This is a genomic window from Streptomyces sp. ISL-87, assembly GCF_018614095.1.
Taxonomy (GTDB): Bacteria; Actinomycetota; Actinomycetes; order Streptomycetales; family Streptomycetaceae; genus Streptomyces.
Window position 1 is genome coordinate 115,557 of sequence record NZ_JAGGOY010000059.1, and the last position, 13,974, is coordinate 129,530.

11 protein-coding genes, 1 tRNA gene and 1 pseudogene are annotated in these 13,974 nt (G+C 73.1%); 8 read left to right on the forward strand and 5 right to left on the reverse strand.

The features are described 5' to 3' along the window. Positions 1–153: 153 nt before the first annotated feature. The gene (locus tag J7I97_RS21440) at positions 154–549 is read right to left on the reverse strand and encodes a hypothetical protein (RefSeq protein WP_214937297.1); all 396 of its coding nucleotides are present in this window, start codon (positions 547–549) and stop codon (positions 154–156) included. 309 nt (positions 550–858) lie between these two features. On the opposite strand from J7I97_RS21440, the gene J7I97_RS21445 reads away from it, so the two are divergent. Together J7I97_RS21445 and J7I97_RS21450 are read left to right on the forward strand one after the other, a co-directional pair. Next, positions 859–2,919, forward strand: coding sequence for a phosphocholine-specific phospholipase C (locus J7I97_RS21445; protein ID WP_214937299.1), 2,061 nt, complete (start codon positions 859–861; stop codon positions 2,917–2,919). A 191-nt stretch (positions 2,920–3,110) separates the two neighbouring features. Further along, complete coding sequence (locus tag J7I97_RS21450) at positions 3,111–3,869, forward strand: alpha/beta fold hydrolase (protein WP_214937300.1); 759 nt, start codon at positions 3,111–3,113, stop codon at positions 3,867–3,869. A gap of 61 nt (positions 3,870–3,930) precedes the next feature. Here J7I97_RS21450 and J7I97_RS21455 read toward each other — a convergent pair. Next, positions 3,931–4,003 (reverse strand) — tRNA-His (locus tag J7I97_RS21455). Positions 4,004–4,114: 111 nt separating this feature from the next. On the opposite strand from J7I97_RS21455, the pseudogene J7I97_RS21460 reads away from it, so the two are divergent. The 3 genes and pseudogenes from J7I97_RS21460 to J7I97_RS38695 all read left to right on the forward strand — a co-directional run bounded on the left by J7I97_RS21460 (position 4,115) and on the right by J7I97_RS38695 (position 6,830). Then, positions 4,115–4,953, forward strand: a pseudogene (locus J7I97_RS21460) (LysR substrate-binding domain-containing protein). Continuing rightward, a complete protein-coding gene (locus J7I97_RS21465) occupies positions 4,943–6,088 on the forward strand; it encodes an aminopeptidase P family protein (RefSeq protein WP_214937302.1) in 1,146 nt (381 codons plus the stop codon). Before J7I97_RS21460 ends, J7I97_RS21465 begins: the two are co-directional and overlap by 11 nt. 490 nt (positions 6,089–6,578) lie before the next feature. Beyond that, positions 6,579–6,830 carry an ArsR family transcriptional regulator gene (locus tag J7I97_RS38695; protein ID WP_308369265.1) on the forward strand — a complete coding sequence of 84 codons (252 nt, stop codon included), beginning with the start codon at positions 6,579–6,581 and terminating at the stop codon, positions 6,828–6,830. Between the two features lie 37 nt (positions 6,831–6,867). Here the strand turns inward: J7I97_RS38695 and treZ are convergent, their stop codons facing one another. Then, a complete protein-coding gene (gene treZ / locus J7I97_RS21480) occupies positions 6,868–8,625 on the reverse strand; it encodes a malto-oligosyltrehalose trehalohydrolase (protein ID WP_214937303.1) in 1,758 nt (585 codons plus the stop codon). A 110-nt stretch (positions 8,626–8,735) separates the two neighbouring features. Here treZ and J7I97_RS21485 point away from each other — a divergent pair, with 110 nt between their 5' ends. Both J7I97_RS21485 and J7I97_RS21490 read left to right on the forward strand, forming a co-directional pair. Beyond that, the gene (locus tag J7I97_RS21485) at positions 8,736–9,299 is read left to right on the forward strand and encodes a DUF1707 and FHA domain-containing protein (protein WP_214937305.1); all 564 of its coding nucleotides are present in this window, start codon (positions 8,736–8,738) and stop codon (positions 9,297–9,299) included. Positions 9,300–9,376: 77 nt separating this feature from the next. Then, positions 9,377–9,856, forward strand: a complete 480-nt coding sequence (locus J7I97_RS21490; RefSeq protein WP_308364121.1) for a GNAT family N-acetyltransferase — start codon at positions 9,377–9,379, stop codon at positions 9,854–9,856. Between the two features lie 52 nt (positions 9,857–9,908). On the opposite strand, the gene J7I97_RS21495 is transcribed toward J7I97_RS21490, so the two are convergent. Together J7I97_RS21495 and lpdA are read right to left on the reverse strand one after the other, a co-directional pair. After that, positions 9,909–11,246 carry a M14 family zinc carboxypeptidase gene (locus J7I97_RS21495; protein WP_251059030.1) on the reverse strand — a complete coding sequence of 446 codons (1,338 nt, stop codon included), beginning with the start codon at positions 11,244–11,246 and terminating at the stop codon, positions 9,909–9,911. Between the two features lie 299 nt (positions 11,247–11,545). Next, positions 11,546–13,018: a dihydrolipoyl dehydrogenase gene (gene lpdA / locus J7I97_RS21500; RefSeq protein ID WP_214937311.1), complete on the reverse strand. Its 1,473-nt coding sequence runs from the start codon at positions 13,016–13,018 to the stop codon at positions 11,546–11,548. 83 nt (positions 13,019–13,101) lie between these two features. Between lpdA and J7I97_RS21505 the strand changes: the two genes are divergently transcribed. Continuing rightward, on the forward strand, positions 13,102–13,968 hold the full coding sequence (locus J7I97_RS21505; protein ID WP_214937314.1) for a LysR family transcriptional regulator: 867 nt from the start codon (positions 13,102–13,104) through the stop codon (positions 13,966–13,968). The last annotated feature ends 6 nt before the right edge of the window (positions 13,969–13,974 follow it).

Consider the following 13,974-nt stretch of genomic DNA (forward strand, 5'->3'; position numbering starts at 1 on the left):
TGGGGCTCGGCGGGGACTTCCTCGCTCATGGCTCTCGATCTTCCGGGGCTGTTCAGTGGGGCTCTTCAGGAGCGCCGCGGACGGCTGAGTCCGGGGGCGCGACGATCACGGCAGTCGCGACGACTACGGCACGACCGGCTCAAGTACTGGCCGTTACGACATGTTCCAGTCGCCCTGTACTTCGACCTTCTCGTTGAACACCTGAACGTTCTTGATCATGGCTGCGTTGACCTGAGCCCCCCGGCCCTGTGACGAGACGGCCTTGTCCACCAACTGGCGCATTTCGGCCTCGAAGGCACGGTCCTGGAGCATGTAGGCGGCCAGCCGCCGCTCAAGTTCCTGTAGAGCGTCCTCGTCGTCCGGAGCCTGTGCCACCCGATCGAGCGCGCCCTCCGCCTGCGTGTCTCCGCGAAAGCGCGCACGGATCCGCTCGACGAGCCGCACACCGCTGTTCCAGCCTGACCGCGCGGCCTCTTCACCGACCGACTGAAGGGCCCCCTGGGCCACGAGCGCGACGCCTGCCGCCGCGACGGCCGTCACCGGATCCATCTTGCTCCCCCGACCTTCCGCACAGATAGGCGTGCCAATCTAGGCGACACGCGTCACTGGGCGGGGCACTACGTGAACAATGGCCAGAAGTCGCCCTGACGGGCGGGGTTCCGGCCCGGACCGTACGGATGCTCAGATCGCCTCCGCACGCGACGTGAGTACGCCAGTGAGGTGCGTACCGCCGAGTAGGGGCTTCCGTTCTCCAGGTGTACGGCGCAGTGTCACGCAAGCAACGCCGATCAGTACCCCGCGACCGCTGTCCTTGGGTCGCCCCTTCGACGCCCCCTCACCCCCAGAGGTCGACACCCCATGGCTGAACTCAATCGCCGCAGGTTCCTGCAGATCGCGGGCGGCACCGCCGCCGCAGCGATGCTGAACGAGAGCATCGCGCGGGCCGCCGCCATTCCGGCGCAGGGCAGCACCGGAACCATTCAGGACATCGAGCACATTGTCGTCCTGATGCAGGAGAATCGTTCCTTCGACCAGTACTTCGGCTCGATGAAGGGCGTCCGCGGCTTCGGCGACCCGCGCCCGGTCCTCCAGGACAACGGCAAGCCGGTCTTCTACCAGTCCAATGGCACGAAGGACATCCTCCCGTTCCACCCGCAGGTCGACGACCTGGGCATGCAGTTCGTCGAGGGCCTCAACCACGACTGGGCCGGCGGCCACCAGGCCTACAACAACGGCAAGTACGACAAGTGGGTCCCGGCCAAGACCACGACGACCATGTCGTACATGACGCGGAACGACATCCCGTTCCACTACGCCCTCGCCGACGCCTTCACCGTCTGCGACGCCTACCACTGCTCCTTCATCGGCGCCACCGACCCGAACCGCTACTACCTGTGGTCGGGCTACACGGGCAACGACGGAGCCGGCGGCGGCCCCGTCCTCGGCAACCAGGAGGCCGGGTACGGCTGGAAGACGTACCCCGAGCGCCTGGAGGCGGCCGGGGTCTCCTGGAAGATCTACCAGGACATCGGCGACGGCCTGAACGCGGCCGGCTCGTGGGGCTGGATCAGCGACGCCTTCCGCGGCAACTACGGCGACAACTCGCTGCTGTACTTCAACAACTACCGCAACGCCCAGCCGGGCAGCGCCCTGTACGAGAAGGCCCGTACGGGCACCAACGTCAAGGCGGGCGACGGCTACTTCGACAAGCTCCGCGCGGACGTGGCGAACGGCACGCTGCCGCAGGTCTCCTGGATCACGGCGCCTGAGGCGTTCAGCGAGCACCCGAACTGGCCGGTGAACTTCGGAGCCTGGTACATCTCGCAGGTCCTGGACGCGCTGACCGCGAACCCGGCGCTCTGGGCCAAGACGGCGCTGTTCATCACCTACGACGAGAACGACGGCTTCTTCGACCACGTCGTCCCGCCGTACCCGCCGGCGTCCTCGGCGTGGGGCCTGTCCACCGCCGACGTCTCCAAGGACCTGTACGCCGGTGGCGGCGGCTACGCGGCCGGACCGTACGGGCTCGGCCCGCGCGTCCCGATGATCGTGGTCTCCCCGTGGAGCAAGGGCGGCTACGTCAACTCCGAGACGTTCGACCACACTTCGGTGATCCGCTTCATCGAGAAGCGCTTCGGGGTGCAGGAGCCCAACATCTCGCCGTGGCGCCGCGCGGTCTGCGGCGACCTGACCTCGGCCTTCGACTTCACCCGGGCCGACGCCACCCCGGCGGCCCTCCCGTCGACGGACGCCTACCTCCCGCCGGACCACAACGCCCATCCCTCCTACCACCCGGTCCCGCCGGCGACGGGCACCCTGCCCAAGCAGGAGGCCGGTGCCAAGCCGACCCGCGCGCTGGGCTACGCCCCGTACGTGGACGGCAACGCCACTGTCTCCACGGGCAAGTTCACCCTGACTTTCTCCTCCGGTCCCACCCTCGGCGCCCACTTCCACAGCACCTCGGGCAACCGCACGGACGGCCCCTGGCCCTACACGGTCGAGGCGGGCAAGACCCTGTCGGACACCTGGAGCACCAGCAGCTCCACCGGCAACCAGATCAACCTCACGGTCTGGGGTCCGAACGGCTTCCTGCGCACCTGGAAGGGCCCGGCGAAGAAGGCCGGCCCCGAGGTCACGGCCCGCCACGACGCGGCCAGCGGCAACCTGAAGCTGACCCTGTCCAACTCCGGCACGGCGGCGGTCAACCTCACGATCACCAACGCCTACGGCGGCGCGTCCCAGACCCTCCGGGTCGCCGGCGGCGGCACGGCCACGTACACGGCGGACCTCACGGCGACGGGCCGCTGGTACGACGTCAAGGTCGTCTCCGACGCCGACACCACCTTCCTCCGCCGCTTCGCCGGCCACGTGGAAACAGGCATCTCGGGCATCTCGGACCCGGCGATCAAGACCGTCTGATTCCACGCTCAAGGGTGAACGCCCCTGTGTTCGCGCCCGCGAGGTCAATGATTGCGTTGACTTCGCGGGCGCGGCAGAGGTCCGGGCGTACCGGCTGGCGGAGGTCACGTGAGGGCACGGTGTGATCGTGGGCCCGCTGGGCAGAACGTACGGCGTCGGTTTTCGTCGCCCCCGTCACCCAGGGAGAACGCATGGCTATCGCCCACCGCAGGATCGGTACCGGCCCCATCCGCGTCATCGTGCTGCACGACTGGTTCGGTACCTCCGCCAACTGGGGCTCCGTGCTCGACTACTTGGACCCGGAGGCGTTCTCGTACGCCTTCCTCGACTACCGCGGCTACGGCGACCGGCGGGACGTCGCCGGCCGTTACAGCCTCCCCGAAATCGCCGACGACGTCCTCGGACTCGCCGACGAGCTCGGCTGGGACACCTTCTCCCTGATCGGCCACTCCATGGGCGGCAAGGCCGCCCAGCAGGTCCTCGTCCGCGCCCCCGAGCGGATCGAGAAGATCATCGGGATCAACCCGGTGCCCGCCGCGCCCTACGAAATGGACGACGCGACCCGCGCACTCTTCTACGGCGCCGCCGAAAACGCCGATCACCGGCGCGCCATCCTCGACCTCGTCACCGGCAACCGCGCGAGCCGCCACTGGGTGAGCCGGATGGTCGCCCACTCCCTCGACATCTCCCGCCCCGAGGCCTTCGCCGGCTACCTCGCCAGCTGGCAGACGCTGGACCTGTCCGCCGCCGTCAAGGGCAACACCGTCCCGGTCCTGGTCCTCGTCGGCGAGTATGACCTCGCGCTCACCGTCGACGTCATGCGCGCCACCTGGCAGGCCTGGTACCCCGACTGCCGCATCCGCACCATTCCCGGCAGCGGCCACTACCCGCCCCACGAGACCCCGGTGGCCTTCACGACCGAGGCCGAGACCTTCCTGCGCGGCAGGTGACGCGGAACACAGAAAAGCCCGTGGGGGGTACGAGGAAACCTCGTACCCCCCACGGGATCAGGGTGAGTGACGGGACTTGAACCCGCGGCCACCTGGACCACAACCAGGTGCTCTACCAACTGAGCTACACCCACCACGAAGGGCGGTGAACCGCCCGTTCGATGTGCACGCACAGCATAGCTGATCAGGGGGGTGGTCCCGCCACGCGTTATCCGGCCGATCGGCTGCCGGCCGTGGCGGTGGCGGTGGCGGTGGCCGAGGTGGTGGCGGCCGCGGTGGCGGCGGCGTGCGCGACGGCCGCCGCCGCGAGGGCCTTCACGACCGGGTGCGGCCGCGTCCCGTCCCCCGCCAGCTCCGGCTGGAACAGCGTGGCGCGGCGGCCCGTCGGGCCGACCCCCGCCGGGGTGCGGCTGCTGGAGCACGCCGGGCCGCTGCTGCTGCGGCTCGACGCGGCGCGGGCCGATGTGCTGCGTCTCGCCGCCGCCCCGGCCGGCACGGTCACGCTCGCGGCCTCCCCGCTCGCCGTCGGGCCCCGGCTGCTCGCAGCGCTGCCCGCCACCGGGGTCACCTGCGCGTGCTGCCGCCGGCCGAGGTGCCGGCCGCGGTCGCCACCGGGGGCTGCGACCTCGGGCTGGTCGACGGCCTGGCCGCGCCGAGCGATCCGCTGCGGCTGCCCGATGTGGCCCCGCTCACCGTGACCGGCGTAGGGGAGGAGGAGCTGGCCGTGCTCATCCCCGCCCGGCACCCCTTCGCCGGGCGGTCCGCCGTCCGGCTGGACGATCTGGCCGACGCGCGCTGGCTCGACGCCCCCGGTGTCGGGGCGCTGCCGGGTGTGGCGCGGACCGCGCCGGCCCTGCGCTACGAGGGCACCGATCTGCATGCCCTCTGCGCCCTCGCCGCGGCCGGGCACGGCCTGGCCCTGCTGCCGCGCCGGGTGGCCGAGGCGGCGGGCGCGGGGGTCTGCGTACCGCTGGAGGCGCCGCGTCTGGTGCACCGTACGGAACTGCTGTCGCCCGGACCCCCGACCGGTGCGGGGGCTGCGCTCGCTGCACGGCTTGCGGGAGGATCCCCGTATGGAATCTGACCTTGTGGACCACGACCCCGCCCCGGCCCCCTTCACCTCGGCCGACTACGCCGCCCGGATGGCCGCCGCCGCGCAGGCCGCCGCCGACGCGGGGCTGGCCGGGCTGCTGATCGCCCCCGGCCCCGACCTCGCCCACCTCACCGGCTACCGCCCGACCGCCGAGACCGAGCGGCTGACCGTGCTCGTACTCGCCGCCGGGCAGGACCCGGTGCTCGTCGTGCCCGCCCTGGAGGCCCCCGACGCGGCCAAGGCGCCAGGCGCGGGAGCGCTGGCCCTGCGCGACTGGGTTGACGGGAAGAGCCCGTACGCGGCGACCGCCCCGCTGCTGGACGCGGCCGGCCGCTTCGGGGTCAGCGACAACACCTGGGCGCTCCATCTCCTGGGCCTTCAGCGGGAGTTGCCGACCACTTCGTACGTCCCGCTCACCGACGCCCTGCCCATGCTCCGCGCGGTCAAGGACGAGCGGGAGCTGGCCCGCCTCGCGGCGGCCGGAGCCGCCGCCGACGCCGCGTACGCCCAGATCCTCCACATCCCCTTCGCCGGCCGCCCGGAGACCGAGGTCGCCGCCGACCTGGCCGGCCTACTGCGCGTACACGGCCACTCCCAGGTCGATTTCACGGTCGTCGGCTCCGGCCCCAACGGCGCCAATCCGCACCACGAGGCCGGCGACCGGATCATCCGGCACGGCGACATGGTGGTCCTCGACTTCGGGGGCCTCAAGGACGGCTACGGCTCGGACATCTCCCGCACCGTCCACGTCGGCGAGCCCAGCGCCGAGGAGCAGCGCGTCCACGACATCGTCCGCGAGGCCCAGCAGGCCGGCGTGGCGGCGGTCAAGCCGGGGGTCTCCTGCCAGGAGGTGGACCGGGCGGCCCGCGCGGTGATCACCGAGTTCGGATACGGCGACCGCTTCATCCACCGCACCGGCCACGGCATCGGGGTCACCACCCACGAGCCGCCGTACATGGTCGAGGGCGAGGAACAGCCCCTGGTGCCCGGGATGTGCTTCTCCGTGGAACCGGGCATCTACCTGCCGGGCCGGTTCGGCGTCCGCATCGAGGACATCGTCACGGTGACCGAGGACGGCGGGCGCCGCTTCAACAACGCCCCCCGCGAACTGGCCGTCGTGGAGTAGGCGGCCCGCTCCGCTCCGCGCCCTACTCCCCGGCGATGACCAGGCGGTAGCCGTAGTCCACGCTCTCCTGCCCGAGCAGGTGGGCGTGGCGCCGCTCCCAGGCGCCGGATCGCAGGTCCGCACGGAGCCGGTCCATCGCCGGTTCCACGACGGAGGACGGCAGCTGCGCGAAGGTCGAGCCGGCCTGCCGTACGGCGGGGTCGAGGTAGTACTCGGGCCGGCGCCAGTAGGCGATCTGGGAGCCGTCGGTGAAGTCGCGCGCGACGGCTGGCGGACGGCGGGGCCGCGGCGCTGTTCCTCGACGTCGACCCGGGCCTGAGCTGGAGGGACGGCACCCTGGCCGTGGACGCCTTCCCCGGCGAGCACCACGACCTCGCCGTGGACGGGCGCGGGGTGACCTTCACGCCGTCGTTGTTCTGCGACCACGCCGTCACGGTCGTCGATTCCGCTGTCGCCCCGGATCTGGTATCCGGCCCGCGGCCGCGCCGCGGTGTGGCATACCGACACCGCTGCCGCGCCCGGTGCGCTGGCCGACCTCGTGGGGCGGACCCGCGCCCGGATCCTCGTACTGCTCGCCGAGCCGGCCGGTACCACCGACCTGGCCCGCCGGCTCGCGCTCAGCCCCGGGGCCGTCAGCCAGCATCTGCGCGTGCTGCTCCGGGCGGGGCTGGTCACCCGGGCCCGGCACGGGCACACGGTGCTGTACCTGCGCAGCGGGCTGGGGGACCGGCTGGCCGGCTGAACCGGCTGAACCGGCTGAACGGTTTGAAGGGGACGGGCTACGGGCCGAGGATCACCGCCGACTCGGACGGTACGTGGATCCGCCCGTCCGGGCCCGGGTGTTCGAGGGGTTCCCAGGCGGCCAGGACGCGGACGCCGTTGCGGCCCAGTGCGATGGTCGCCGGCTCACCGGAGAGGTTCACCACCACCCGGACGTCGCCCCGGCGGAAGGTCACCCAGCGGCGCTCCTCGTCGAAGGCCACCCGGACCGCCGCCAGGTCGGGGTCGCACAGGTCGGGCTGGGTGCGGCGGAGGGAGACGAGGGTGCGGTACCAGGCCAGCAGGCGGGCGTGCGGCTCCTGGCCGGGCTCCGCCCAGTCCAGGCAGGACCGGTCCCGGGTCGCCGGGTCCTGTGGGTCCGGGATCTCCTCGGCCTTCCAGCCGTGCGCCGCGAACTCCCGGCGCCGGCCGCTCCGTACCGCCTCGGCGAGCCCCGGGTCGGGATGGTCGGTGAAGTACTGCCACGGCGTGCCCGCGCCCCACTCCTCGCCCATGAACAGCATCGGCACGAACGGCCCGGTCAGCGTCAGGGTCGCCGCGCACGCCAGCAGCCCGGGGGAGAGCCCCGCGGAGAGCCGGTCGCCCAGGGCCCGGTTGCCGATCTGGTCGTGGGTCTGGCTGTAGCCGAGGAAGCGGTGCGCCGGGGTCCGGCGGCGGTCCACCTGGCGGCCGTGGGTGCGGCCCCGGAAGGAGGACCAGGTCCCGTCGTGGAAGAAGGCCCGGGTCATCGTCTTGGCGAGGGCGGCGAGCGGAGCCTCGGCGAAATCGGCGTAGTACGCCTGGGATTCGCCGGTCAGCGCACAGTGCAGGGCGTGGTGGAAGTCGTCGTTCCACTGCGCGTGCAGCCCCAGGCCGCCGGTGGCGCGCGGCGTGGTGGTGCGCGGATCGCACTGGTCGGACTCGGCGATCAGGAACAGGGGGCGGCCGGTCTCCGCCGCGAGTTCGTCCACGGCCGCGGCCAGTTCCTCCAGAAAGGTCAGCGCCCGCCCGTCGGCCAGCGCGTGCACGGCATCCAGCCGGAGCCCGTCGATCCGGTAGTCGCGCAGCCAGGCGAGGGCGCTGCCGAGGAAGTACGCGCGCACCTCGTCGGAGCCGGGCGCGTCCAGGTTCACCGCCGAGCCCCAGGGGGTGTGGTGGGTGTCGGTGAAGTACGGGCCGAAAGAGGGGAGATGGTTGCCGGAGGGGCCGAGGTGGTTGTGGACCACGTCGAGGACCACCCCGAGCCCGGCCGCATGCGCCGCGTCCACGAACCGGGCGAGGCCGGCCGGGCCGCCGTAGGGTTCGTGGACCGCCCAGGGCGCCACCCCGTCGTACCCCCAGCCGTGCCGGCCGGGGAAGGGGCAGACCGGCATCAGCTCCACGTGTGTGACGCCGAGCGCGGTGAGGTGCGGGAGGCGGGCGGCGGCCGCGTCGAAGGTGCCCTCGGGGGTGAAGGTGCCGATGTGCAGCTCGTAAAGCACCGCGTCCTGGAGGGGTGTGCGGGGCGGCTGGGACCCGGGGTGCAGCGCCTCGAAGTCCACGACCGCCGAGAGCCCGTCGGGCCCGTCGGGCAGCCGCCGCCCGCGCGGGTCCGGCCGTACGGGTTCCTGCTGGCCGGGGTCCCCGCCCAGCAGGAACCCGTACCGGTCCCCGTCGGCGGCGGGGGCTTCCACGACCCACCAGCCGTCCCGCTCCGGGTCGGGTGACATCCCGTACACGGCGTCGTTCAGTCGCATGGCGACCTGGTCTGTCAGCGGTGCCCACACCTCGAACTGCACGGACGGTCCCCTCGTCTCCGGCGGTACCCAGCATGCGTCTCGGGCCCATCATCGCGGGCCCGGCGGAGCCGTTCTGGACACTCTGGCACTGACGGGCCGACAATCACCCTGTGACGTCGAGTTTCGAGTTCCCCGCCTACCCTGTTCCGCGCCTGTCAGACGCGGAGCGCGACCGGGCGCTGAGCCAGCTCAGAGAGGGTGCCGCCCTCGGCCAGCTGTCGCACGACACGTTCCTGCGCCGGATGGAACTTGCGCTGGTCGCGCGCCGCTCCGAGGACCTCGCCGTCCTCACCGCCGACCTGGCGGGCCGGGACGGTAACGAAAGCCCGTGGACCCGTCGGCTGTTCGGCTGGGTCGGCCGCGCCTCCGCCGTGTCCGTGGGCGTGCGGCGGGCCTGGACCGCCGAGAGGCTGCCCAAGCTGCTGCTCCCGTACCCCGGCTACGGGCCCCTGCGGATCGGCCGCGACCCCGGCAACGGGCTGCGGCTCAACCACGAGACGGTCTCCCGGGCGCATGCGGAGCTGAGCCTGCGCGACGGCCTCTGGGTGATCCACGACCTCGGCTCCACGAACGGCACCACCGTCAACGGCCGCCGCGTGACCGGCTCGGCCGTGGTCCGGGACGGTGACCAGATCGGCTTCGGCCGCATGACCTTCCGCCTCTCCGCGACCTGACCGCCCCCGGTCCCCCGCCGGTCCCCCGCCGGTCCCCCGCCGGTCCGGTGGAAGCGGGCGGGGGCAGTATGGCGTCCATGGAACACACGCCTGTGGTGCGCCCGGCGCGCCCCGAGGATCTGCCGCGCCTCGTCGAACTCGTCCACGAGCACGTCGCGTACGAGAAGTCCGCTCCGCGTCCGGCGGACCTCGCCGACCGGCTGGGTCCGAAGCTGTTCGCCGACGGGGCCCGGCTCTGGGTGCTGCTCGCCGAGACCCCGGAGGGCGCGGTGGCCGGATACGCCGCCTGCTCGGCGGAGTTCGCGTTCTGGGACGCCCGGCACTACCTGCACATGGACTGCCTCTACCTGGCCGAGGACGCCCGCGGGCACGGCCTCGGCGCCGCCCTGATGGACGGCGTGGCCGGCCTCGCCCGCGAGCTCGGCCTCGACCAGGTCCAGTGGCAGACGCCGGACTGGAACGAGGGCGCGATCCGCTTCTACGACCGGCTGGGCGCGGTGGGCATGTCCAAGCGACGGTACGGGTGGGAGGTCACGCCTGAGGGGGGCAGGGGCTGACGGGGCACGGGCTGGCAAGGGCAGGGGCTGGCTTTGTCAAGGGCTGACGGGGTCAAGGGCCGGCCGTCACCGCCACGAGGCGTTCGTACGCCGCCAGTACGGTCCGGGACTGGTGCTCCACCTGCGTGGCCACCGGCACCCAGCGGGCCTGGAACCGGGCCGCGAACTCCTCGCACCAGCCGGTGACCAGGCGGTCCAGTCCGGGCGCCGCCGGATGGCCCTGCGCGCGCAGGACACGCAGCAGCATCGCGGCGGCGCGCAGCGAGAGGCGCCGGCCGAAGGCGTCGATGCTGCCGATGTGCGCGGTGCTTGCCTCCAGGGCCGCCCCGCCACTGGTCCACTCCGTGGCGATACGGGGGATCAGCGCCAGCGTCCAGTCCACCGCCCGCAGCAGCGGGTCCTCGCTGCCGTCCCCGCCGCGCGCCTCCTCCCCCCGTACCCCTGCCCGTACCTCCTCCGGTACCTCTGCCCGTACCCCCTCCCGTAGCCCTTCCCGTGCCCGGGTCACCAGCGCGGCGTCCTCGGTGAGCCGCCGGGCCAGCATCCGCAGGGCCTGCCGCGGATCCGGGTGCGGGGCCGGGTCGTCCACCAGGTCGGAGGCCCACATGGGCACCTCGACGATCGCGGTGGTGCCGGCGTACCGGTGGGCGCGGTACCAGGTGCTCAGCCGGGTGTCCTCCGGATGGAAGGCCGCGGCGGCCTCGGTCCCGGGCTCCGGCATCACGAAGATCCCCGGCCCCGGGGAGGGCCAGCCGGCCGCGTCCGAGGCGGCGGTCTCCACGGGGATGCGCAGCTCGGCGGCGGACTTGCCGAAGGGCTCGGCCAGGCCCGGTACGTCCCGGGTGAGCTGGACCCAGGAGCCGCCGAGGTCGGTGCCGTGGAGGGAGACCTGGAGGATGGGCCGCAGCTCGTCGATGAGGGCGGTCAGGGCGAGGGTCTCGGGCGGCAGCCGGTCCGGGGGCAGTAAAGAGGGCGCCCACTCGGGCTGTTCGGGGCCGGGGGGCCGGAAGAAGTTCCGGTGGTAGTCGAGGAGGGAGTACGGGTGGGGCGTGCGGTGCAGGTTCGCGCCGTCGGGGTCCGCGCAGAGGAGGAAATGCCAGCCGCAGTCGGCGCGGGGGGCGGCGTCGCGGATGACGTGGCGTGCGAGCGCGAGGGCGGTGGCCCCGCCGACGGGTTCGTTCGCGTGGGCCCCGGCGACCACGAGCACGTGCCGTGGCCTGCCGGGGGCCTGCGAGCGGCTGCTCGGGCGGCCGTCGGGGTTGACGGAGAGCAGCCAGAGCGGTGCTCCGCCCCGGGAGGTGCCGGCCTGGCGGAGCCGGACCAGGGCGGGGTGTTCGTCCGCCAGGGCGCGGGCGGCCAGGGCCAGTTCGTGGGGCGTGGGGTAGCACATGTCTCGGATGAGGGTCACAAGTGATGCCATGCCCGCCGCGCACGCCCCCTACTGCTCCGCGTGCCCCGCCATTTCCCCCGGAAGGCCCTGGCCAACGGGGTTCCGTGCGCGGGGGCTCCGCCCCCACACCCTTGGGCGGCAAGCCCACCCCGGCTGCCGCTGCGCGGGCTTCTCCCCGCCCCGCCCTTTCACCGTTTCCCGGGGCAGTGCCCCGGACCCCGTTCGGCCGCGGCACCGCTGCCGGGGGCCAGCCCCCGGACCCCCCACGCCTCGAACGCCGGCGAGGCTGTCCTTAGGGGTTACTGCTGGTGGAGGCCGCGGCCCGACAGGGTCAGGAAGGCTTCGCCCACCGCCTCCGACAGCGTCGGGTGGGCGTGGATGTGCCGGGCCACATCCGCCGGCTCCGCGTCCCAGCCCACGATCAGCTGGCTCTCCGCGATCATCTCCGAGACGTGCGGCCCCACCAGGTGCACGCCCAGCACCCGCCCGCCCCGCTCCGCGACCACCTTCACCGTCCCGCCCTGTCCGTGCACCATCCCCTTGGCAACCGCCGTCAACGGCATCGAGTTGACGACCACGTCGTACGCCCGCCCCCGCGCCTCCGCCTCCGTCAGCCCGACCGACGCGGTCTGCGGTGAGGAGTACGTCACCCTCGGCACCGCCGCGTAGTCCACCGGCGCGCTCGGCACCCCGGCCAGCGTCTCCGCCACCAGCAGCCCCTCCGCGAACGAGGCGTGCGCCAGCCCCAGCGACGGCGGCGGCAGCAGGTCGCCCACCACGTGGATCCCCGGCACCGCGGTCTCCAGCCGGGACCAGTCGGCCGGCGCCACGAACCCCCGCTCGTCGGTGGCCAGTCCGGCCGCCGCGAGGTCCAGCCCGTCGGTCACCGGGACCCGCCCGACCGCGACCAGCAGCCGCTCCGCCGTCAGCTCCCGTAGCTCCCCGCGCGCCGTCCGCACGGTGGCCCGTACACCCCCGGCACCGGACGACAGCCGTTCGACACCCTCCAGCCGCGCCCCGGTCTGTACGTCGATACCGCGCTTCTTCAGGCCCCGCGCCAGATGCCGGGAAACATCCGCGTCCTCCAGCGGAACCAGCCGGTCCGCGGCCTCCACCAGCGTCACCTCGGCGCCCATCGAGCGGTGGAAGGAGGCGTACTCCACCCCGATCGCCCCGCCGCCCAGCACCAGCACCGAAGCCGGCAGCCCCGGCGCGAACAGGGCGTCGTCGCTGGTGACGACGGTGCGCCCGTCGGGTTCCAGACCCGGCAGGGTGCGCGGCCGCGAACCGGTGGCCAGTACGATCCCGCGGGTGGCGGTGAACTCCTGCCCGTCCGCGGTCCGGACGGTCCGCGGCCCGGTCAGCCGGGCGCTGCTGCGCACTACGCGCACGCCGGCGTGCTCCAGGTGCCCCTCCACCCCCTTGTGGTTGCGGGAGACGATGCCGTCCCGGGTCGCGGTCAGCGCCGGCCAGTCCACCGACTCCACGCTCGCCCGGACGCCCCACCGCTCGCGGGCCTCGGTTATGCCGTCCACGAGTTCGGCCGCGTGCAGCATGGCCTTGCTGGGGATGCACCCTCGGTGCAGGCAGGTCCCGCCGACCTTGTCGCGTTCCGCGAGGACGACCGTCAGGCCGAGGGCCGCGGCGCGCAGGGCGGTGCTGTAACCGCCTGTGCCGCCGCCGATCACGATCACGTCCACCGTGTTCGGCGTGTTCGGCGTGTTCGACGTGATTTCCAAGCCCGTCGTGTTTCCCGTGCTGTTGGTGTTCATGTGGCCAGCCTGCTGGGGCTCCTTCGATAAGTCCAAGGCAATGATTTTCTTGCTTCCATGCAGGCTCTTTATGCTTGCCGCTTATGAGCCTGCGTCAGATGGAGTACTTCCTCACCGTCGTGGAGGAGTCCTCCTTCACCCGCGCCGCCGAGATCCTGCACGTCACCCAGCCGGCCCTCTCCCACCAGGTCAAGGCCCTGGAGCGGTCCGTGGGCGGCGAGTTGCTGGAGCGGATGCCGCGCGCGGTCCGGCTCACCCCCATGGGCCGCGCCTTCCTGCCGCACGCCCAGCTCGCCGTCCGCAGTGCCCGCCAGGCCGAGCGGGCCGCCCGCGCCGCCGCCGGGGCGCTCGGCGGCGAACTGCACATCGCCACGGTCCACGCCGTCGCCGTCGGCCTGCTGCCCGGCGTCGCCGCCCGCTGGCGGGCCCTGCACCCGGGCGTGGCGCTGGTGCTGCGCGAGTACGGGTCCACCGAGGCCCTGGAGGAACAGCTGGAGCGGGGCGTCGCCGACCTCGCCGTGGGGCCGGAGCCCAAGGAGTGGACGGGCCCGGTGGTTCCGGTCGGCCGGGAGGAGCTGGTGCTGGTCGTCCCGTTCGACGACCCTCTGGCCGGACGGGGCGCCGTCCGGCTCGCCGAGCTCGCCGACCGCGAGTGGATCCGCTGCGCCATGGAACCGGTGATCCAGGGGCGGCCGTTCCTCGACTGGGCGTGCGGGCAGGTGGGTTTCACCCCGCGCACGGTGCTGCGTACGGAACACACCTCGACCGCGGTACGGATGGCCGCGGCCGGGGTCGGCATCGTCGTGGCCCCGGCCCACATGGTCCGGGGCGCCGTCGGCGAGGACTGCGTACTGCTCTCCCTCGACCCGCCGTGGCACCGGCCCCTGGCGGTCTTCTCCCGGGTCCCGCTGACCGGGGCGGCGGCGGCCTTCGCCGGGCTAGTGCCGTGACCGGCA

Coding starts and splice junctions, on each gene's coding strand:
- J7I97_RS21495 (WP_251059030.1), bottom strand. CDS start 11,246: ATGTGCTACCCCACGCCCCACGAACTGGCCCTGGCCGCCCGCGCCCTG.
- J7I97_RS21445 (WP_214937299.1), top strand. CDS start 859: ATGGCTGAACTCAATCGCCGCAGGTTCCTGCAGATCGCGGGCGGCACC.
- J7I97_RS21465 (WP_214937302.1), top strand. CDS start 4,943: ATGGAATCTGACCTTGTGGACCACGACCCCGCCCCGGCCCCCTTCACC.
- lpdA (WP_214937311.1), bottom strand. CDS start 13,018: ATGAACACCAACAGCACGGGAAACACGACGGGCTTGGAAATCACGTCG.
- J7I97_RS21450 (WP_214937300.1), top strand. CDS start 3,111: ATGGCTATCGCCCACCGCAGGATCGGTACCGGCCCCATCCGCGTCATC.
- J7I97_RS21440 (WP_214937297.1), bottom strand. CDS start 549: ATGGATCCGGTGACGGCCGTCGCGGCGGCAGGCGTCGCGCTCGTGGCC.
- J7I97_RS21490 (WP_308364121.1), top strand. CDS start 9,377: ATGGAACACACGCCTGTGGTGCGCCCGGCGCGCCCCGAGGATCTGCCG.
- J7I97_RS21505 (WP_214937314.1), top strand. CDS start 13,102: ATGAGCCTGCGTCAGATGGAGTACTTCCTCACCGTCGTGGAGGAGTCC.